Source organism: Streptomyces sp. NPDC056486, from assembly GCF_042795295.1.
Lineage (GTDB): Bacteria > Actinomycetota > Actinomycetes > Streptomycetales > Streptomycetaceae > Streptomyces.
In genome coordinates this window covers 1-19,597 of the sequence record NZ_JBHTSF010000071.1, presented here as the reverse complement: position 1 = coordinate 19,597, position 19,597 = coordinate 1, and the positions used below count along the sequence as shown (strand labels likewise).

Genomic DNA, 19,597 nt, shown 5'->3' with positions numbered 1-19,597 from the left:
CACGTGCCCGTCGACCAAGGTCCACGCGGCGGCCCGAGCGCGCGCAGGATCTGGATCGTCCTGCTGCTCGCCCTGGCCTGCGCGGCCGTGCTGCTCACCGCCCTCCCGGACGACCGGGAGGGCGGTGACGCATGCGAGGCGCGCACCGTCTCGTCCTGGACCGCCGACGACAAGGTCACCGGGGCGTTCGCCCGCTACGGCGACGACACCGCGCGGGCCGACGACTGGACCGGCGGGGACGGCACGCATTCGGTGCGCCTGCCGGACGGGCGGCTGCTCTGGCTGTTCTCCGACACCTTCCTCGGTCAGGTGCACGCGCCGCCCAACCCGGTGGGCCAGCCCCACACATGGCGGGACACGACCGCACCCATGGTCCGCAACTCGGCGGTGGTGATGTCGCGTTCGGGCACCTTGCAGCGCACCCTGCCCGCCCCGCTCTTCCCCGACCCGGCACCGCAGCAGTGGCGCTGGCCGGTCGCCGCGAAGGTGGAGCCCCGCTCCCCCGGCTCGTCCGAGGACGTCGTACGCGTCCTGCTGTGGACCCGCGCCACCGGGACGGGCCCGTGGATCTACGGCGTCCCGCTCGCCACCGAGGTCGCCACGCTCTCCCTGCCCGATCTGCGCGTCGAGGGCATCGTCAAGGTCTCCGACCAGCAATCGGTGCCTGACCCGGACAAGCGCGTCCTGTACGGCACGACGACGGTCGACGACGGGGACTGGACGTACGTCTTCGGGGGCAACGACGGCAAGGCCGCAGCGCGCCCCGCCTCGCACGCATACGTGGCACGCGTCCCCAAGGGCAGGCTCGCGGAGCCCGGCGCGTGGCGGTACTGGGACGGCAAGGACTGGACGGAGTCCGGGAAGCCGCGGCACGTCCTCGGTGACGGCGAACGCAAGGGTGTGGGCAGCGCGTTCACGGTGGTGCGGGTGAAGGGGACGTACGTCCTGTTCACCATGGCCGCGGGCACCGAGGGTCTGACCGACGTGACGTCCTACTGGGCGTGTTCGCCCACCGGCCCCTGGCACGGCCCCGCGAAGGGCTTCGCGCCGCCGCTGCCGAAGGACGGCTCGGCCCAGCAGGACATGGCCGCGTACAACCCCCAGGCCCATCCGGCGCTCAGCGGCAACGGGCAGCTGCTGCTCAGCTACGACGTCAACTGGCTGGACGCGGCGCCCGCGAGCGCGCAGGCGAACGTCAGCCGGAACGTGTCCCTGTACCGACCGCGGTTCGTGTCTCTTCGGCTTGCGACGGCTCGGTGACGAACTCCTCAGCGTCCTCGGGGTCCCGCGAGCGCCGCTTGGCGATCACCGCGCAGACCATCAGCTGCATCTGGTGGAAGAGCATCAGGGGCAGCACGGCCAGTGAGGCCTCGGCGCCGAACAGGACGCTCGCCATGGGAAGTCCCGCCGCGAGGGACTTCTTCGACCCGGCGAACTGGATGGCGATACGATCCCCGCGGTCGAAGCCCATCCGCTTGGCCCCGTACCAGGTGAGGGCGAGCATCGCGGCGAGGAGCACCGCCTCCACGCCGAGCAGCGCGCCGAGCCGCAGCGGCGTCACCTGGTGCCAGATGCCCTCCACCATGCCCTCGCTGAACGCGGTGTAGACGACGAGCAGGATCGAGCCCCGGTCGACGTAGCCGAGCACCTTCTTGTGGCGTGCGATGAAGCCGCCGAGCCACCGGCGCAGCAACTGACCGGCCAGGAACGGGACCAGGAGCTGCAGCACGATCTTCATGACCGAGTCCGCGGAGAACCCGCCCCCGCTGTTGCCGAGCAGGGCGGCGGCGAGCAGCGGCGTGACGACGATGCCGGCGAGCGAGGAGAAGGAGCCCGCGCAGATCGCCGCGGGGACGTTGCCACGCGCCATGGAGGTGAAGGCGATCGACGACTGGATCGTGGAGGGGACGAGCGTCAGGAAGAGGAATCCGCTGTAGAGGGCGGGCGTCAGGACGTACGGAACGAGTCCCTTCGCCGCGAGCCCGAGCAGCGGGAAGGCGATGAACGTACAGGCGAGGACGGTGACATGGAGCCGCCAGTGCTTGAGCCCGTCAAGGGCCTCGCGGGTGGAGAGCCGCATCCCGTAGAGGAAGAAGAGGAAGGCGACGGCCGCGGTGGACGCCCCGCCCGCGATGTCGGCGCCGACGCCGCGCGCGGGCAGCAGCGCGGCGACACCTACTGTGCCGAGCAACGCCAGGATGTAGGGGTCGATCGGCATCCAGGTGGGCCAGCTCGGGCGTTTCACTTCGCTCCAACAGTTTCGGTTCACATCGTGCCCTCTTGATGATCCTCCTGATCACCGCAATCGGGAATCCCGGATACCGCACTGACTGTCATCACGTTCCGCGATAACCTGCGATAGCCTCGTGACCATGTACGACCCCGCCCAGCTCCGTACGTTCCTCGCCGTGGCCCAGACGTTGAGCTTCACGCAGGCCGCCCGGCGCCTGGGCCTGCGCCAGTCCACGGTGAGCCAGCACGTGCGCCGCCTTGAGGACGCCACCGGGCGCCAGCTCTTCGCGCGCGACACGCACTCGGTGGAGCTGACGGAGGACGGCGAGGCGATGCTCGGCTTCGCGCGGCGGATCCTGGAGGTGCACGAGCAGGCGTCGGCGTTCTTCACCGGCACCCGGCTCGGCGGGCGGCTGCGGTTCGGGGCGTCGGAGGACTTCGTCCTGACCCGGCTCACCGACATCCTCGAGTCGTTCAGGTCCGACCACCCGGACGTCGATCTGGAGCTGACGGTCGAGCTGTCCGGCACGCTGCACGAGAAGCTGGACGCGGGCAAGCTCGACCTGGTCCTTGCCAAGCGGCGCCCGGAGGACCCGCGCGGTGAGCTGGTCTGGCACGACGAGCTCGTCTGGATCGGCGCCGAGCGGCTGCGGCTCGACCCCGAAGAGCCGGTACCGCTCATCGTGTTCCCGCCGCCGGGCATCAGCCGCGCCCTCGCCCTCGAAGCCCTGGAGCGGCGCGGCCGTGCGTGGCGGATCGCCTGCACGAGCGGCAGCCTGAACGGCCTGGTCGCCGCGGCGCGCGCGGGACTCGGCGTGATGGCGCACTCCCACGGCCTGATCCCGCCTGGCCTGGTCCGCGTCCCTGAGCGGGCGGGCCTTCCGGAGCTCGGCGCGGTCGATTTCGTGCTCCTGCACGGCGAGCGGCGGGCTACCGCGCAGGGCGCGGCGGACGCGCTGGCAGCGTCGATCCTGGCGGGCGGCGACCGGCTGCACCGGCGGCGTCAGCGGAGGTAGGGAGCGTCAGCGGAGGTAGGGCCGGTACGTGAGCTGCTTGACGCGGCGCATGAACGGCGCGGTCTCCACGTGCTGGACGCCGTCGAGTTGGCCGAGCTTTCCGCTGAGGTAGGCGTAGAGCGCGGGGATGTCGCGCGTCACCGCCGTCGCCATGATGTTCGAGGGTCCTGCCACGGCGCTCGCGTGGGCGATCTCGGCGTGGGAGGCGAGAGCCCTGCCCACCGAGTCCGTGGCCCGGGGAGCGGTGGTGATCCAGAGCATCGCCCCGACGTGCAGATCGATGAGGGTGTTGGCGTACTCGATGTCGATGTAGATCGCGCCGGACGCACGGAGAGCGCCGAGGCGGCGCTTGACCGCGGACTCCGAGCGCCCGGTGGCCCGCTGGAGCTCCGGGTAGGTCGCGCGGCCGTCCTCTTCGAGCGCGGCGACGAGCGGCTCGTCCTCCGGCTCGATCCGCAGGGGTCCCTCGGCGCGGACGGCGGACGCGGGCAGTGCGGGGCGCAGGGCCGCGGACTGCTCGGCGCTGAGCGGCCCGTGTTTCATCAGCCATCCGTCCGGGCCGCCGAAGAAGCGGTGCAGCACCTGCTGGGCGTGGATGTCGATGATGTGCGGGGTGCGCGGGAGCTTGCCGAGCATCAGGTCGTCCTGGTCGGTGCGGGTGCGGGGACGGGTGCAGCAGACGACCTCGGTGCCGCCGGACGTGAGGCCGATCCACGCGGTGTCGGGGCGGCGGGCCAAGGCGCTCGCGATGGCCTCGGCGCCGTCGGGGGCGCAGCGCAGCCGCAGCATCCACTGGTCCTGGCCGAGCTTCCCGTGGTCCCGGACGGCGACGATCCGCAGGCTGCCGTCGGAGACCAGCTTGCGATAGCGGCGGGCCACGGTCTGGTCGGAGACACCGAGGACGGCGGCGATCTTGCTGAAGGGTGCGCGCCCGTCGATCTCCAGGGCCTGGAGGAGTCTGACGTCGAGCGAGCTCTGCGCGTCCTGCGCGCCCCATATGGGGGATTCCGTTGCCACAGTGCCCATCGGTGTCGGATTCCTTCGCTGTTCCAGAAGTGGTGACCCGGATCGTCCGGTCGGCCTCCATCGTACGAGGCACACACACGCGCCGTACACGTCGTACGAATCGCACGAGGAGAATTGAAGATGCGTACATGGGGGCCGCTCACAGCGGTATGCCTGGGGACGTTCATGCTGCTGCTTGACGTGACCATCGTGGTCGTGGCACTGCCCGACATGGCGAGGGTCCTGAACGCCTCGCTGAGCGATCTGCAATGGGTGATCGACGGCTACGCGCTCGCGCTTGCCGCGCTGCTGCTCGGGGTCGGGGCCGCGGCGGACGTGCTCGGCCGACGGCGGCTCAACGTGGCGGGCACCGCGCTCTTCGCGCTCGCCTCGCTCGGCTGCGGGCTCGCCACGAACGCGGAGGTCCTGGTGGCCGCCCGCGCTTTGCAGGGGCTCGGCGCCGCCGCGATGTTCGCGACGACCCTGCCGCTGCTCGGCGCCGCTTACCAGGGGCGGGACCGGTCGGTCGCGCTCGGCGTCTGGGGCGCGGTCAGCGGTGCCGCGGCGGCGATGGGGCCGATCGTCGGCGGGCTGCTCACCGAGGGGCCCGGCTGGCGGTGGATCTTCTTCGTGAACCTGCCGGTGAGCGTCGCGTCGATGTGGCTGACGCTGCGCGTGGTGCCGGAGTCGAAGGGGCAGGCGGGCCGGCGGGTCGACTGGGCGGGCACGGTGACGTTCGCGCTCTTCGCGGGCGGACTCACCTACGGAGTGGTGCGGGCCGGTTCGGAGGGCTGGACGTCGACGCCCACCGTGGTGACCCTCACGGTCGCGGTGCTCGCGCTCGCCGCCTTCGTGGCCGTCGAACGCCGCGTCGCGCACCCGCTGCTCGACCTGAAGCTCCTGCGCATGCCCGCCTTCACGGGCGTACTGGTCGGCGCGATCGGCTACAACGCTGCCGCGTTCGGCCTGATGCCCTACCTCTCGATCTGGCTGCAGACCGTGCTCGGCATGAGCCCGGTCTCCGGCAGTCTCGTCATGCTGCCGCTTGCCGCGACCTCGTTCGTCGTGGCCGCGATCGGCGGACGGTTGCTCCACGGGGTGCCCGCGCGGCTGACGATCGGTGTGGGGCTGCTTCTGATCGGCGCGGGCGGGGTCGCCCTCGCGGTGCTCGACGCCAGGTCGTCGTGGGGCTCGCTCGTTCCCGGGCTCACCCTCGCGGGCATCGGTACCGGCCTGGTCTCACCGGCGCTCGGGGGCGCGGCCCTCGCGGCGGTGCCACCGGCCAACTCGGGGATGGCGGGCGGTGCGGTCAACACGTTCCGTCAGCTCGGGTACGCGCTCGGCGTCGCCGTCTTCGGCACGGTGCTCACCTCGCGCATGCAGGACACGCTCGGCCATGACGCGGCTCACACCGTCGCGGGCGGTGGCGCCTCGGCCATGCGTGGCACGCTTTCCGATCATGCGGTGCGGACGGCGTTCGCCTCCGGTCTGAACTCGGCGGCGGTCGTCGCGGGCGTGGTGGGTCTGGTGGCGGGAGCGGCGGTGCTCGTCATGGTGCGGTCCGCGCGTACGGCGCCGGACAAGGGGGTATCGGAGACACCGGAGGCGAAGGTTCCGGCACCTGCCGGACGCGTCCTCGAAGAACAGTCACAGCAGTAACCGCTGCGTACAGATTCGGTGGAGATTACGCCACCGAAACTTACTCAACCGTAAGTAATCTGTCCCGCCTCTCCCCTTGTGGCCGGATTTAACCGGCTGACCAGCGTGAATGGTACGTACCGAGGGGTCGGTCACCCCTCTCCCGCCCGGCTCCTCGGTGGGGTACCGTCACCGGCGCTGTGCGGAGCGCCACAAGGAGCATCATTGCGCGAGTTCACGAACCCTCCGATGGCGTCGGCGCCGCTGGTGGGCGGCCTTGCCGACGTCGTGTTCGACCATGCCCTTGAGGATCCGCTCCACATCGCCATGGGTCGCAAGACCGACGGCGTATGGCACGACGTCACTTCGGCGGAGTTCCGCGACCAGGTGATGTCGCTCGCCAAGGGGCTGCTGGCCCAGGGCGTGCGCTTCGGCGACCGGGTCGCCATCATGTGCCGCACGCGCTACGAGTGGACGCTCTTCGACTACGCGCTCTGGACGGTCGGCGCCCAGGTGGTGCCCGTCTACCCCACGTCCTCCGCCGAGCAGGTCTTCTGGATGCTGCACGACGCGCAGGTGTCGGCCGCCATGGTCGAGCACGAGGACCACGCGATGACGATCGGCTCGGTGATCGACCGGCTGCCGCAGCTGCGCAGGCTGTGGCAGCTGGACGCCGACGCCGTGGACGAACTGAACCGTGCGGGCATGGACGTCGACGACGAGGTGGTCAACCGCCACCGCCGCGCCGTCACCCCCGACTCGATCGCCACGATCATCTACACCTCGGGCACCACGGGCCGCCCCAAGGGCTGTCTGATCTCCCACGCGAACTTCATGTTCGAGGCGGAGACGGTCATCCAGCGCTGGGAGCCGGTCTTCCACTCCCGGCGCGGCGACGAGGCGACGACACTGCTCTTCCTGCCGCTGGCCCACGTCTTCGGGCGGATGGTGCAGGTCGCCGCGGTCTGCGGCCGGGTCAAGCTGGGCCACCAGCCGAGCCTGAACGCGGCAGCGCTCATCCCGGACCTGGCGGCGTTCCGCCCGTCCTTCATCCTGGCCGTGCCGTACATCTTCGAGAAGGTCTTCAACGCGGCACGGCGCAAGGCCGAGAAGGACGGCAAGTCGGGTCCTTTCGACAAGGCCGTTGAGTGCGCCGTGCGGTACGCGGACGCGATGGAGGCCAAGGCCTTCGGCACGGGGCCAGGACCTTCGGCGGCCCTGCGCATGCAGCACTCGCTCTTCGAGAAGCTCGTCTACGCCAAGGTGCGCGACGCCATGGGCGGCCGTGTGCGCCATGCGATGTCGGGCGGCTCCGGGATGGACCGGCGCCTCGGCCTGTTCTTCGCGGGCGCGGGCGTCGAGATCTACGAGGGCTACGGCCTGACGGAGTCCACGGCCGCCGCGACCGCCAACCCGCCCGAGCGCACCCGCTACGGCACCGTGGGCCAGGCGATCCCCGGCACCACCGTGCACATCGCGGACGACGGCGAGATCTGGCTGAACGGCGGCAACGTCTTCCAGGGCTACCTCAACGACCCCAAGGCCACCGACGCGACCCTGTACGAGGGCTGGCTCGCCACCGGTGACCTGGGCGCGCTCGACGAGGACGGCTACCTCACGATCACCGGGCGCAAGAAGGAGATCCTGGTGACGTCCGGCGGCAAGAGCGTCTCGCCGGGTCAGCTTGAGGAACGGGTCCGCGACCATCCGCTGGTCGCGCAGTGCATCGTCGTGGGCAACGACCGCCCCTACATCGCCGCGCTCGTCACGCTGGACGGCGAGGCCGTCGAGCACTGGCTGACCATGCGTCGCAAGCCGTCGATGTCCCCCACGGACCTGGTGCGCGACCCGGATCTGGAGACCGAGGTGCGGCGGGCCGTGGTGGCCGCCAACACGCTTGTCTCGCAGGCCGAGTCGATCCGTACGTTCCGGATACTGGCTCACCAGTTCTCCGAGGAGCACGGGTTGCTTACCCCCTCACTGAAGTTGAAGCGTAAGGCGATCGAGACTGCTTACTCGGCTGAGGTCGAGGCTCTTTACCGCGCTTGACGCGGGGGCTTCAAGGAACGCCGCTTCGCGGCGGTGTTTTCCCGCCCACTCACCCGTTACCGCCCATCTGATGGTGCGTCACTTATTGACGGTTCATCAGGTCGCGCACAGAATCACCCTCACTTCGTCGGAGGGGGCTCGCCCGTGTCGCGATCGTTCCGCACCATCACTGCCACCACCACCGCCACCGTGGTCGCACTGCTGCTCGCCACCGCCTGCAACTCCGCCTCCAACAGCAGTGGTTCGAGCGGCGACGACAAGGCGGGCGGCTCCGTACGCGGTGTGAGCGCCGACTCCATCAAGGTCGGCGGCATCGTCTCCATGACGACCGCGAGCGGCTACAGCAAGAAGGACACCGACCTCGGCGCCAAGGCCCGCTTCGACCGCGCGAACGCCGAAGGCGGCGTACACGGAAGGAAGATCGACTACCTGGGTGCGGAGGACGACGGCCAGGACCCCGGCAAGAATCTCGCGGCGGCGCGCAAACTCGTCCAGCGGGACAAGGTCTTCGCGGTCTCTCCGATGAGCTCGGTCACCTTCTCCGGCGCCGACTTCCTCCAGAAACAGAAGGTCCCGACGTTCGGCTGGGGCACCATCCCGCCCTTCTGCGGCCCGAGTTACATGTACGGCTTCGGCGGCTGCATGGTGCCGATGCCGGGCGGCACCATCACGCAGAGCTGGCCCGAGGGCCTGAAGAAGGTGACGGACGGCTCGAAGGGCAAGTCGGTGGCGATCCTCGCCAACGACAACGACGCGGGCACCTTCGCCATCCGTACCTACAAGCAGAGCTTCGCGGCGGCCGGTTACAAGGTGACGTACGCCAAGTCGACCGTGCCCGCGACCTCCGTGCCGAGCGACTGGTCGGCGTACACGAAGGAGATCCTGCGCTCCGACGGCGGCAAGGCGCCGGACGTCGTCGTCTCCGTGATGCAGACCCCGTACAACATCGGCCTGTTCACGGCCGTCAAACGCTCCGGCTTCAAGGGCGTGATCACGGATCCGACCGACTACGACCCCGGTCTCCTTGCCAAGAGCGCGACGAAGAAGGCGCTCGACGGCGTGCACATCCTCCTTGCCTTCCAGCCGTTCGAGCAGAACACCGCGGCGATGAAGCAGTTCAAGGCGGACATCAGGAAGGCGGCGGGCAAGGACGTGCCGCTCAACATGCACATGATGACCGGCTATATGTCGGCGGACCTCTTCCTCTCCGTCGCCGACAAGGCGGGCAAGGAGCTTAACCTCGACTCCTTCCAGCAGGCGGCGAACGGCTTCTCCGACAAGGACACGATGGTCGGCGACCGCAGCCTGCCCAAGGGGCAGAAGGAGTCGTTCGGCTGCGGCGCCCTCGTCCAGCTGAAGGGCGGGAAGTACTCGGTGTCCTCGCCCTTCACGTGCTACGACCCCATCCCCTTCCAGTAGAAGGGCAGGTCAGCCATGTCCGACCTGCTGGGATTCGTGCTGAGCGGTCTCGTCTCCGGCGCCCTGTACGCGCTGCTGGCGACGGGCCTCGTCCTGTCCTACTCCGCATCCGGCCTCTTCAACTTCGCGCACGGCGCGACCGCCTACCTCTGCGCGCTCGCCTTCTACGAACTCCACTCCGGCTTCGGCTGGCCCGCCGTGCCGACGGCGCTGCTTCTCGTCTGTGTCGTGGCGCCCGCGCTCGGTTGGGGCCTCGACCGGCTGATGTTCCGCAAGCTGGCGAGGGTGGGCGAGACCGCGCAGATCGTGGCGACGATCGGGCTGCTCGTCGCGCTGCCCGCGCTCGGTCTTTGGGTGGTGGAGCTCCTGGAGGACGCGGGAGCTTCCGTCAAACCGGCCGAGAACCAGTTCGGGCTGCCGGGCGTCGGGCCGAGCCCCGCCAAGAACTGGCAGCTGATGGACGGTGTCGGCATCGACTCCGACCAGCTGATCACGTGGGTCGCGACGGCCGTGGTCGCGGTCGGCCTATGGATCCTGATGCGGCATACGCCGCTGGGGCTCCGACTGCGCGCCGCGGTGGACAACCGCTCGCTCGTGGAGCTGCGGGGCATGAGCGCGGACCGGCTCTCGTCGGTGGCGTGGATGCTGTCGTCGGGCCTCGCGGGCCTGGCGGGTGTCCTTGCCACTCCCTTGCTGGGGTTGTCATCACATGACTTCACCCTGTTCCTGTTCGTGTCGGCCACGGCCGCCGTCCTCGGGCGCTTCATGTCGATTCCGCTGGCGTTCGCGGGCGGGCTCGGGCTCGGGGTCCTGCAGAATCTGGTCGCCGGGTACGCGGATTTCGCGGAGAAGATCACCGGGTTCCGTACGGCGGTCCCGTTCCTGATCCTCTTCGCCGGGCTGCTTCTGATGACGCGGCGGCAGCGGACCGCGGGCACGGCGGCGGTGGACGCGCCGCCGATCGACTATCTCGCCGGGAAGTCGTGGATGCGCAGGTGGGGCCCGTGGGCCGTGGGCGGCGTACTGCTCGCACTGTCCTTCTACACGGTCACCACGCCCTTCTGGAGCGGCATCCTCGCGCAGGGGCTCGCGATCTCGCTGGTCTTCATCTCCTTCACGGTGGTGACGGGGCTCGGCGCGATGGTGTCCCTGGCGCAGGCGACGTTCGTGACGGGCGCGGCCCTTGTGGCGGGGCTGCTGATGAGCCATGGGTGGCCGTTCATCGCAGCGGCGCTTGTGGGGACGTGCGGGGCGGCGATGCTCGGCGCGCTTGTCGCCCTTCCTGCGCTGCGTCTCGGCGGCCGGTCCCTCGCCCTTGCCACGCTCGCCCTGGCCTTCCTCGCCGATCAAGTCCTCTTCCAGATGGGCTGGTTGAGGAACGGCGACACTGGGTGGGAGATCCCGCGCGCCGTCTTCGGCCCTGTCGACCTGAGCGACGACCGCGCGATGGGCGTGGCGATGGTCGTTCTGGTAGCGGTGGCCGTGGCCGCGTTGAGCGCGCTGCGGGGTTCCGCGACGGGGCGGGCGATGCTTGCGGTGCGGTCCGCCCCGGCTGCCGCGATGGCCTCCGGGGTCTCGGTGGTGCGGACGAAGCTGCTTGTGTTCACCTTGTCGGCGGGGCTCGCGGGGTTCGGCGGCGTGATGTACGCGTCGTTCAACACGCGGATCACGGCCACGGACTTCACCGCGATGACGGGGCTCATCTGGTTGGCGGTGGTGGTGGCCGCGGGGGTGCGGCGGCCACAGTTCGCGGTGGTGGCGGGGCTTGTCTTCGCGATCGTGCCGCACTTGGTCGCCGACTATGTGACGGAGTCCGTGCAGTTGCCGGTGATTCTGTTCGGCTTGGCGGGGCTGGCCCTGGCCAATGATCCCGATGGGTACTGTGCGGCGGTTTCGGTGCGGCTGCATCGGAGGCGGGTACGGGTGGTGGGGGCTGGCGCATCTATGGGCGGCTCCGCCGCGGATGGCACTCCACAGCCCGTCCGGCGTTTGAGGACGAACTCGGCGAAGCCGGTGATGACGGCCACTAAGGCCCCCGCGCCGAGCGGGTTTTCGGGAAGGGGCGGGATTGGGGAAAAGAACCCGCCCTCCCTAGCCCTACGTGACGTCCACGCCGGATACGACACCACCCCCGTCCTCCACGGAGTGACCCTCACCGTCCACCCGGGCGAGATCCTCGCCCTCCTCGGCCCCAACGGGGCAGGCAAGTCGACGACATGCCGAGTCGCGGCAGGGCTGATCTCCCCTGCCCAGGGGCAGATCTACATCGCCGGACAGGACGCCACGCGCACCGGCCCCGTACACCGCTCCCGAGACGGAGTCCTCCTCGCCCCCGAAGGCCGCGGCATCTTCCCCTCGCTCACCATCGAGGAGAACCTCGCCCTGCGCCTCCCGGAGGGAGACGCGCGCGACGCCGTCTACGCCCGGTTCCCCGGCCTCGCCGCACGGCGGAAGGTCACCGCGGGCTCCCTCTCCGGAGGGGAGCAGCAGATGCTCGCCCTCGCGCCCCTCCTCCAGCGCCCGCCCAAGGTACTGATCGCGGACGAGCCGTCCCTCGGCCTCGCACCCCGGGTGGTCGACGAGGTCTTCCGTCTCCTCGCCGAACTCCGCGACTCCGGGACGGGGTTGCTCCTGGTGGAGGAGAAGGCCGCCGAGATCCTCGGCATCGCCGACACCGTCGCCTACCTCGCGCAGGGCCGGGTCTCCTGGTGCGGCCCGCGCTCCGAGGTCCGGACGGACCAGCTGACCGAGGCCTATCTGGGCATAGCCGCGACGGGCCACACCGAAGGAGCGGGCCTGCCATGAGCGACCGCGTACCCGAAGCCTCCAGCGACCACCTGCTCGAAGCCACCGGCATCGGTGTCCGCTTCGGCGGCATCCACGCCCTGACCGACGTGAACCTGAGCCTGCGCGCAGGCGAGGTCTGCGGCCTCATCGGCCCCAACGGGGCAGGGAAGACCACGCTGTTCGACGTCGTCTCCGGCATCCGCCGCCCCGACCAGGGGCGCGTCCTGCTCGACGGCGTCGACGTCACACGCCGCTCCCCCGTCTGGCGTGCCCGGCACGGCATGCGCCGCACCTTCCAGCGTCAGCAGCTCTTCGGGCAGCTCACGGTCGCCGACAATCTGCTCGTCGCGCAGGAGTGGCGGGGCGGCGGTGGCGGGTTCGCCGCCGATCTCCTTGCGGCGCCCACCCGGCGTACCCATGAGAAGGAGAGACGGGCCCGCGCCTCAACTGTGCTGCGTGAGTGCGAACTTCAGCACTTGGCCGAAGACTACGCGGGCGCGCTCCCCGTCGGCCGGGCCCGCATGGTGGAACTGGCGCGCGCGGTGGCGGACCCGCCCAGGGTGCTGCTCCTGGACGAGCCCGCCTCCGGCATGACGGCCGACGAGCGAGGCCGCCTTTCGGCCGTCATCCGGCACCTCGCGGACGAGGAGGACTGCGCCGTGCTCCTCGTCGAGCACAACGTCGCCTTCGTGATGGAGCTCTGCGCCCGCGTGGTCGTCCTCGATCTGGGCAAGGTCCTGGCCCAGGGCACGGCGTCCGAGGTACGCGCCGACCCGAGGGTGCGGGACGCGTACCTCGGCACCACCACGGTCTAGGACCGCTCCGCTAGCCGATGGTCACGCGGAAGATCTGGTCCGAACCGTCGGGCTTCCCGCCGTTGTTGTCGGCGTTGGTGGTGGAGAGCCAGAGCTGGTCGGCTCCCGGTACGGCCGTGACCGCGCGAAGGCGTCCGTACTCACCGACGTAGAACGCCTTCGCCGTCCCGACGTCCTCGTTGTCGGCGTTGATGGGTATGCGCCAGAGCCGCTCGCCCTTCAGCGCCGCCATGTAGACCGCGCCGTCGACGACGGCGACGCCGCTCGGCGAGGCCTCGGCGACGCCCCAGGTCGTCTTGGGGTTGGTCATGCCGGAGACGTCACAGGTGCCTTCGCAGGTGGGCCAGCCGTAGTTCTTGCCGGGCTTGATGAGGTTCAGCTCGTCCTTCGCGTTCTGCCCCAACTCGGCTTCCCACAGCCGCCCTTGAGCGTCGAAGGCGATGCCTTGCGGGTTGCGGTGTCCCATGCTGTAGGCGTAGTTGCCGAAGGGGTTGCCGGGGGCCGCGTCGCCGTCCTTGGTGAGGCGCAGGATCTTGCCGTTGAGGGAGTTCTTGTCCTGCGCGAGGGCGCCGTCCTGGGCGTCGCCGGTGGTGGCGTACAGATAGCCGTCGGGGCCGAAGGCCAGGCGGCCGCCGTTGTGGTACTTGTTCTTCTTGATTCCCTTGAGCAGAACCTTGTAGTCGGTCAGCTTCGTTCCGTCGTACGTCATGCGCGCGATGCGATTGCCCTCGGACGAGGTGTGCATGACGTACACATAGCGGTTCGTGTCCCACTGCGGGTCGACGGCGACACCCATCAACCCGCCCTCGCCGCCGGTGGTCTGGGACTCGGGCACGGTGCCGATCTGCTTCTTGTCCTTGCCGTCCTTGGAGACCAGCTGGACGCGGAAGTCATCGCGCTCGGTGACCAGGGCGGACGCGCCGTCGGGCGTCCAGGACGTACCCCATGGGATGGTCCAGCCGGTGGATATCGTCTTGATGTCCGTCGGTTCGCCGGCCGCCGCCTTCGGCTGGTCCGGAGCAGCGGACGCGGACGTGACGTACTGCGTGAGCCCGACGACCAGGGCCGCTGCGCCGAGCACGGCCGCTCTCCTCTTGCCGATGTTCATGTCTCAACCCCCGTACTGAGCAACGATTTTGGTGAAGTCGTACGGGGCTTGCGACACGCCGCTGCACGAGTCCCCGGCGCCTCCGCCGGACGAGCAGTCCCGGTCGCGGTTGACGGCCCAGAAGGAGAACCGCGCGATGTGGTGCTGCTGCGCGTAGGCGAGGATCTTTTTGAAGTCGCCCGTGGTGACGGTCTCGCCCGCCACGTCGGTCTTGCCGTTCATCGAGGAGACACCGATGCGCTTGTACGCGTCGGCGTCGCTGTAGCCGTAAGCACTCTTGACCGCGCCCTTCAGGCCTTCAAGCGCACTGACCGAGGCGTCCCCCATGGAACCGCTGTGGCTGCCGAAGTCGAACGGCATGATCACCCAGGCGTTGTTGTCGAGACCGGCCGCGGCGCCGCGCTTGATGAGGTCCTTGCCGGTGGCGTCGGGACCGCTCGGGGTCGTCCCCATGGTCACGTAGGTGACGATCCCCGGGTTCTTCTGCTTCACGATCTTCAAGGCGTCGACGACGCGCTGGCGCACGGTCGCGTTGCTGAACTCGGTGTCCTCGATGTCGATGTCGAACGCCTTGAGCTTGTAGGCGTCGATGACCTTCTGGTACGCCCCGGCGAGCGCGGTGGCGCTGGTGCACTTCTCGCCGAGCTTGGCGCCGCTCCAGCCGCCGACGGAGACGACGATGTCCCCGCCGGCGCCGCGTATGGACTTGATGGCGGACTCGTCGGAGCCGCCCTTCAGTGGGCGGTTGCCGTCCCAGGCCGGGTTGCAGCCGCCGTCGGACAGGATGAAGGCGAGCGTGAACCACTTGACGCCGGTCGCGGCCATCACGTCGGTGGGCTTCTGGGGGCTGCCCCAGCCGAGGTACTCGTACGGGGCCGCGTGGATGGTGCCGGACGCCTGCACCGTCGGTGCCTTGGCCGTCGCCGCCTTGGTCGTTGCCTCCGGGGGTGCGGCCGACGACTGCGCGGCCAGGGCGAGGGACGCCGTCGTCGCGAGGACTCCGGCCGCGGCCAGCGCGGTGGCCGTTCTGCGGGGGGTGTGAGACATGGGGGGTGTTCTCCTTTGCGTTGTCAGGAGCCGATAGGGGTCGATAGGAGCTGTTAGGGCTGTTAGGGCTGTTAGGAAGGGTTCCTAACGATCTTTGGACGCAGGAGTGGGATGACGTCCCGCGCCGAGAGGAGGGGTTACGTCTTCGGGGACGCCCGGTAGGCGAAGTCGCCCGCCGTTGCTGCCGTCGCGCCTCCCCCGGCGTCGACGAGAGCGCGCACCGCCCCGTTGTCCGGTGAGCGGTGGCAGGCGGGATCCGTGCGGGACGCGTCGCCGGTCAGGGCGTACGCCTGGCAGCGGCAGCCGCCGAAGTCCACGGTCCGCAGTGCGCAGCTGCGGCAGGGCTCACGCATCCAGCCCTCACCCCGGTAGCGGTTGAAGGCCGTCGACTCCCGCCAGATCCAGCCCAGTTGGTGGTCCTTGACGTTCGGCGCGTCGCGCCCGAGGAGTTCACCGGCGGCGGGGCACGGAAGCACCGTGCCGTCCGGGGCGACGGTCAGCGAGACGGCGCCCCAGCCGCCCATGCAGGGCTTCGCGATGCCGTCCACGTAATCGGGCGCCACCCACACCAGCTCCATGCGCCCCGCGAGGCGCTCCCGCCACCGCTCGACGCGCTCTCGGGCCCTCGCGACCTGGGCGCGGTCCGGGAGCAGCGCGCTCCGGTTGCGCAGCGCCCAGCCGTAGAACTGGGTGTTGGCCAGCTCGACCCGGTCGGCGCCCCAGGCGAGGCCCAGCTCCACGATTCCGTCCAGCGCGTCGAGGTTGGCGCGGTGCAGCACGGCGTTGAGTCCGAGCGGCAGATCCGCCGCCCGCACGAGCGCGGCCGCCCGTTCCTTGGCGGTGAACGCCCTTGCTCCGGCGATGAGTTCGGCCTTGTCCGCGTCTGCGTGCTGCACGGACAGCTGGACGCTGCGCAGGCCCGCACCGACGAGGGCCTTGAGGCGCGCTTCGTGCAGGCCGACGCCGCTGGTCACGAGCTGCGTATGGATCCCGGCGGAGTCGGCGGCCGTGACGATCTCGGCGAGGTCGCGGCGCAGGAGTGGCTCCCCGCCGGACAGATGCGTCTGCACGACGCCGATGTCAGCAGCCTGGCGCATGACGTCACTCCACTGCTCGGCGCTCAACTCCTCGTTCCGCGCCACCAGTTCGGTCGGGTTGGAACAGTAGGCACACCGGAGCGGGCACCCGTGCGTGAGCTCGGCGAGAAGGGCCCAGGGCGGCTGCGCGGGGCGAGGGGATTCCGTCATCGAGGCCACCGTCATCGAAGCCACCCCTCTGCCCGCAGCGCGGCGAGGAACCGCGGCACGTCTTCGGCCACCGCTGCCGAGCCAGGATTCCGACGTTCCAACTCCTCGACGATGACGCCGACTTCACGCTCCCCGTCGCACAGCTCCACGATGCTCCCGGCGGACCCGCGCAGCACGACCACACGCTCGGGCAGCACAAGGAGGTCGACTCCGCGCACCCGGTCGTGCCGCAGGAGCACCGAGCGCACCAACGCGGGCCGCCAGTCAGGACGTAAGGCACCGTCTGCCGGACCTGCCGCCGCCTCCTCCGCCGTCAACCGCACACCGGCCCCCGGTCGACCGCGTCGAGCAGCGTCCACAGCACGTCGCACTTGAAGCCGAGCGCCGCTACGGCCCGCCCTTGCTCCTCCCGGGTGCGCGCCCATTCCAGGACGAGCCCGAGCGCCTCCTGACCGTCACGGCTGCCCTGCTCCACGCGGGTGCGGAAGTACGCGAGGCCCTCCGTGTCGATCCACGGGTAGTGCCGCTCGAACGCGTCGATCCTGGTCCGCATGAGATCCGGCGCGGACAGCTCGGTGAGCGAGGCGGCGACGGCGTCGAGCAGGGGCCGCAGACGGCAGAAGTTGACGTATCCGTCGACCGCGAGCCGCACACCGGGCAGCACCCGCGAGGCGTCGAGGAGCTCGCCGCGCTCGATCCCGGCGGCCTCGCCGAGCCGCAGCCACCGATCGATGCCGCCGTCCCCCTCCTTCTCCCCGTCGTGGTCCTGGATCCTGCGCACCCAGCCGCGGCGCAGCGACGGCTCGTCGAACTTGGCGAGGATCAGCGCGTCTTTGACGGGGATGTGGCGCTGGTAGTGGAACCGGTTCACGATCCAGCGGCGCAACTCCTCGCGGGTGAGGGCGCCTTCGTGCATGCGTACGTTGAAGGGGTGCCGGTCGTGATAGCGCTCGGCCGAGACGGCGCGCAGCCGCTCGGTGAACTCGCCGGGTGTCCATGGAGTGGATCCGGGGTCCGTCACAGCTCGATCACCATCCGTTCTGCCGCGACTTCGATTCCCCACTCCGCGAGGAGCTTGTGCTGTTCGGCGTGCGGGTTCCCGAGCGGGTTGGTGTTGTTGAGGTGGGTGTAGAGGCAGCGGCCCGGCAGTCGCGCGAGCCGGTGTGCGGTGCCGCCGGGCCCGGCGACGGGCAGATGGCCCATGCCGGTCGCGGTGCGGGTGGAGAAGCCGGAGCGCAGGGGTTCGTCGTCGTCCCAGAAGGTGCCGTCGACGAAGACGCAGTCGGCGTCGCGCGCGGCTTCGTCGAAGGCGTCGGACCATAGGGCGAGGGCGGGGGCGTAGAGGAGGGTCCGGCCGGTGCCGGGATCGTGCAGACGAAGGGCGACTGACCAACTGCTGCTCTGGTCGGCCGAGTTGGCGGCGTACCGGGGTTTCTTGGCCGAGAGGGGGACGGCGCTCACGGTGAGACCGGATTCCCCGTCCAGCGGGCACCCGGCGTCGGTGGTCAGCTCGCGCCACCGCACCTGCGTGTACGGACCGAGGACGGCATCGAGCCGCAGCCCTTCCCGGACGGCGTCGAGGACGGGCGGGGTCGCGAGGACGTCGACGCCGTCGTGCGCTTCACGGAGTCGGGCGATGCCGAGGGTGTGGTCGAGTTCGGCGTCGGTCAGGACGACGCCGGCGACGGGGGTCTGCCGGGCGCCGGGCCCGGGACGGAGTTCGGCCGCCCCCTCGATCTGTTCACCGATGTCGGGGGTGGCGTTGACGACGTACCACCGCCCCTCCCCCGCGCGAACGGCGAGTGAGGCGTGCCGACGGCGGCGCTCCGGGTGGGCGCGTGCCCCGGTGCACCCGGGACACGCGCAATTCCACTGGGGCAGCCCGCCGCCCGCCGCGGTGCCGAGCACCTGCAGCAGCATGGCGGCGGGTCTACCGGTCGGCGCTGCGGTACGCGGTCACTTCGAGTGCCGTCTCCACGACCTCGTATTCGGGCGTCTGCCATACGGTGGTGACGGCTTCCGCCACTCCGGGCGTGGTGGGGTTCTGGTCATCGTTCATGGGCGTGTGGCTGCCTTCCTGAAGAATGGGGGTTATTCAGGAGTCACCGTGCGCGGAGTGGCCCGGTGCCCGCTCCGGTGAGGGCCCCGTGAGATACCCGTGAGGCCCCCGTGACGAGGGATGACGCGGGTGCATCGGGGTGTTCACCAGGCGTTCACATGAGTGTTCTGCGTTCAGTGACGTGCAATAGAGTCGCGGCATGACGGAACGCGGTCAATGGTGCGGACCAAAAAACGCCCGGACTTCACTCGGGAGTGGTCCAGGAATGCAGTACCGCATCTGATCGTTGACCATGGAAGTACCACCCGACGACTTAAGGATCGAGAGCTCGTGAGCAAGGTCCCCCCGATCATCCTGAACAATGGCGTCGAGATGCCGCAGCTCGGTTTCGGCGTCTGGCAGGTGCCGGACGACGAGGCCGAGTCGGCGGTCGCGACGGCGCTGGAGGCCGGGTACCGCAGCATCGACACCGCGACCATCTACGGCAACGAAGAGGGCACCGGCAAGGCCATCGCCGCTTCCGGCATCGCCCGCGAAGAGCTCTTCGTCACGACGAAGCTCTGGAACGCCGACCAGGGCCACGACTCGACGCTCCGCGCCTTCGACGTGTCCCTGGAGAAGCTCGGCCTCGACCATGTGGACCTCTACCTGATCCACTGGCCGCTGCCCTCCAAGGGCCTCGCCGTCGACACGTACAAGGCGCTCGAGAAGATCCACGCCGACGGCCGCGCCAAGGCCATCGGCGTCTCGAACTTCCTGCCCGAGCACCTGGAGCAGCTGCTCGCCGAGACATCGGTCGTCCCGGCGGTCAACCAGATCGAGCTCCACCCGCACCTCCAGCAGCGCGTCTCCCGCGAGTTCCACGCGGAACAGGGCATCGCCACGGAAGCCTGGTCCCCGCTCGGCCAGGGCAAGGGCCTCCTGGACGTCCCGGCGATCGTCGCGATCGCCCGCAAGCACGGGCGCACGCCCGCACAGGTCGTCCTGCGCTGGCACATCCAGCTGGGCAACGTGGTGATCCCCAAGTCCGTGACGCCGTCGCGGATCAAGGAGAACATCGACGTCTTCGGCTTCGAGCTCGACCCCGAGGACATGGCGGCGATCAGCGCGCTGAACGAGGACCGGCGGCTGGGAGCAGACCCGGCCGAGTTCGACGTGGTCTGAGGCGGTCACCC

General features: G+C 69.9%; 17 protein-coding genes. 8 read left to right on the top strand and 9 right to left on the bottom strand.

Annotated elements, in window-relative coordinates:
- Positions 1–3: 3 nt before the first annotated feature.
- Positions 4–1,260: a DUF4185 domain-containing protein gene (locus tag ACFQ7F_RS25665; protein ID WP_383274422.1), complete on the top strand. Its 1,257-nt coding sequence runs from the start codon at positions 4–6 to the stop codon at positions 1,258–1,260.
- On the opposite strand, the gene ACFQ7F_RS25660 is transcribed toward ACFQ7F_RS25665, so the two are convergent.
- Positions 1,196–2,245 (bottom strand): bile acid:sodium symporter family protein, encoded by a 1,050-nt coding sequence (locus tag ACFQ7F_RS25660; protein WP_383274420.1) that lies wholly within the window; start codon positions 2,243–2,245, stop codon positions 1,196–1,198. The two genes, ACFQ7F_RS25665 and ACFQ7F_RS25660, sit on opposite strands and share 65 nt — an antisense overlap.
- 127 nt (positions 2,246–2,372) lie before the next feature.
- Between ACFQ7F_RS25660 and ACFQ7F_RS25655 the strand changes: the two genes are divergently transcribed.
- Positions 2,373–3,248 carry a LysR substrate-binding domain-containing protein gene (locus ACFQ7F_RS25655; RefSeq protein WP_383274418.1) on the top strand — a complete coding sequence of 292 codons (876 nt, stop codon included), beginning with the start codon at positions 2,373–2,375 and terminating at the stop codon, positions 3,246–3,248.
- A 6-nt stretch (positions 3,249–3,254) separates the two neighbouring features.
- Here ACFQ7F_RS25655 and ACFQ7F_RS25650 read toward each other — a convergent pair whose 3' ends face one another.
- On the bottom strand, positions 3,255–4,274 hold the full coding sequence (locus tag ACFQ7F_RS25650; protein WP_383274415.1) for an Lrp/AsnC family transcriptional regulator: 1,020 nt from the start codon (positions 4,272–4,274) through the stop codon (positions 3,255–3,257).
- Positions 4,275–4,394: 120 nt separating this feature from the next.
- On the opposite strand from ACFQ7F_RS25650, the gene ACFQ7F_RS25645 reads away from it, so the two are divergent.
- The 5 genes from ACFQ7F_RS25645 (at position 4,395) to ACFQ7F_RS25625 (ending at position 12,961) form a co-directional block, all read left to right on the top strand.
- Entirely contained in the window at positions 4,395–5,912 is a 1,518-nt protein-coding gene (locus tag ACFQ7F_RS25645; RefSeq protein WP_383274412.1) for an MFS transporter, read from the top strand.
- A gap of 204 nt (positions 5,913–6,116) precedes the next feature.
- Positions 6,117–7,940: an AMP-dependent synthetase/ligase gene (locus tag ACFQ7F_RS25640; protein ID WP_383274409.1), complete on the top strand. Its 1,824-nt coding sequence runs from the start codon at positions 6,117–6,119 to the stop codon at positions 7,938–7,940.
- Positions 7,941–8,084: 144 nt separating this feature from the next.
- Positions 8,085–9,359: an ABC transporter substrate-binding protein gene (locus tag ACFQ7F_RS25635; RefSeq protein WP_383274406.1), complete on the top strand. Its 1,275-nt coding sequence runs from the start codon at positions 8,085–8,087 to the stop codon at positions 9,357–9,359.
- 15 nt (positions 9,360–9,374) lie between these two features.
- Positions 9,375–12,164 (top strand): ATP-binding cassette domain-containing protein, encoded by a 2,790-nt coding sequence (locus ACFQ7F_RS25630; RefSeq protein ID WP_383274403.1) that lies wholly within the window; start codon positions 9,375–9,377, stop codon positions 12,162–12,164.
- Complete coding sequence (locus ACFQ7F_RS25625; RefSeq protein WP_383274400.1) at positions 12,161–12,961, top strand: ABC transporter ATP-binding protein; 801 nt, start codon at positions 12,161–12,163, stop codon at positions 12,959–12,961. The genes ACFQ7F_RS25630 and ACFQ7F_RS25625 overlap by 4 nt, the downstream gene beginning before the upstream one ends.
- A gap of 10 nt (positions 12,962–12,971) precedes the next feature.
- Here ACFQ7F_RS25625 and ACFQ7F_RS25620 read toward each other — a convergent pair whose 3' ends face one another.
- From ACFQ7F_RS25620 to pqqA, 7 genes are all read right to left on the bottom strand, one after another.
- Entirely contained in the window at positions 12,972–14,069 is a 1,098-nt protein-coding gene (locus ACFQ7F_RS25620) for a PQQ-dependent sugar dehydrogenase (protein WP_383274397.1), read from the bottom strand.
- A 3-nt stretch (positions 14,070–14,072) separates the two neighbouring features.
- A complete protein-coding gene (locus tag ACFQ7F_RS25615) occupies positions 14,073–15,116 on the bottom strand; it encodes a chitinase (RefSeq protein ID WP_383274394.1) in 1,044 nt (347 codons plus the stop codon).
- Between the two features lie 137 nt (positions 15,117–15,253).
- Positions 15,254–16,363, bottom strand: coding sequence for a pyrroloquinoline quinone biosynthesis protein PqqE (gene pqqE, locus ACFQ7F_RS25610; RefSeq protein WP_383274391.1), 1,110 nt, complete (start codon positions 16,361–16,363; stop codon positions 15,254–15,256).
- A gap of 11 nt (positions 16,364–16,374) precedes the next feature.
- The gene (gene pqqD / locus ACFQ7F_RS25605) at positions 16,375–16,686 is read right to left on the bottom strand and encodes a pyrroloquinoline quinone biosynthesis peptide chaperone PqqD (RefSeq protein ID WP_383274388.1); all 312 of its coding nucleotides are present in this window, start codon (positions 16,684–16,686) and stop codon (positions 16,375–16,377) included.
- Positions 16,677–17,384, bottom strand: coding sequence for a pyrroloquinoline-quinone synthase PqqC (gene pqqC, locus ACFQ7F_RS25600; protein WP_383274385.1), 708 nt, complete (start codon positions 17,382–17,384; stop codon positions 16,677–16,679). Before pqqC ends, pqqD begins: the two co-directional genes overlap by 10 nt.
- Positions 17,381–18,283 carry a pyrroloquinoline quinone biosynthesis protein PqqB gene (gene pqqB / locus ACFQ7F_RS25595; RefSeq protein WP_383274381.1) on the bottom strand — a complete coding sequence of 301 codons (903 nt, stop codon included), beginning with the start codon at positions 18,281–18,283 and terminating at the stop codon, positions 17,381–17,383. The genes pqqC and pqqB overlap by 4 nt, the downstream gene beginning before the upstream one ends.
- A gap of 10 nt (positions 18,284–18,293) precedes the next feature.
- Positions 18,294–18,422 carry a pyrroloquinoline quinone precursor peptide PqqA gene (gene pqqA / locus ACFQ7F_RS25590; RefSeq protein ID WP_383274377.1) on the bottom strand — a complete coding sequence of 43 codons (129 nt, stop codon included), beginning with the start codon at positions 18,420–18,422 and terminating at the stop codon, positions 18,294–18,296.
- Positions 18,423–18,794: 372 nt separating this feature from the next.
- Between pqqA and ACFQ7F_RS25585 the strand changes: the two genes are divergently transcribed.
- The gene (locus ACFQ7F_RS25585) at positions 18,795–19,586 is read left to right on the top strand and encodes an aldo/keto reductase (protein WP_383274482.1); all 792 of its coding nucleotides are present in this window, start codon (positions 18,795–18,797) and stop codon (positions 19,584–19,586) included.
- Positions 19,587–19,597: the final 11 nt, after the last annotated feature.

Bases quoted from the DNA above. Each gene is read 5' to 3' on its own strand.
- ACFQ7F_RS25655 (WP_383274418.1), top strand. From the start codon at position 2,373: ATGTACGACCCCGCCCAGCTCCGTACGTTCCTCGCCGTGGCCCAGACG.
- ACFQ7F_RS25615 (WP_383274394.1), bottom strand. From the start codon at position 15,116: ATGTCTCACACCCCCCGCAGAACGGCCACCGCGCTGGCCGCGGCCGGA.
- ACFQ7F_RS25645 (WP_383274412.1), top strand. From the start codon at position 4,395: ATGCGTACATGGGGGCCGCTCACAGCGGTATGCCTGGGGACGTTCATG.
- ACFQ7F_RS25630 (WP_383274403.1), top strand. From the start codon at position 9,375: ATGTCCGACCTGCTGGGATTCGTGCTGAGCGGTCTCGTCTCCGGCGCC.
- pqqA (WP_383274377.1), bottom strand. From the start codon at position 18,422: ATGAACGATGACCAGAACCCCACCACGCCCGGAGTGGCGGAAGCCGTC.
- ACFQ7F_RS25650 (WP_383274415.1), bottom strand. From the start codon at position 4,274: ATGGGCACTGTGGCAACGGAATCCCCCATATGGGGCGCGCAGGACGCG.
- ACFQ7F_RS25625 (WP_383274400.1), top strand. From the start codon at position 12,161: ATGAGCGACCGCGTACCCGAAGCCTCCAGCGACCACCTGCTCGAAGCC.
- ACFQ7F_RS25620 (WP_383274397.1), bottom strand. From the start codon at position 14,069: ATGAACATCGGCAAGAGGAGAGCGGCCGTGCTCGGCGCAGCGGCCCTG.
- pqqE (WP_383274391.1), bottom strand. From the start codon at position 16,363: ATGACGGAATCCCCTCGCCCCGCGCAGCCGCCCTGGGCCCTTCTCGCC.
- pqqB (WP_383274381.1), bottom strand. From the start codon at position 18,283: ATGCTGCTGCAGGTGCTCGGCACCGCGGCGGGCGGCGGGCTGCCCCAG.
- ACFQ7F_RS25585 (WP_383274482.1), top strand. From the start codon at position 18,795: ATGCCGCAGCTCGGTTTCGGCGTCTGGCAGGTGCCGGACGACGAGGCC.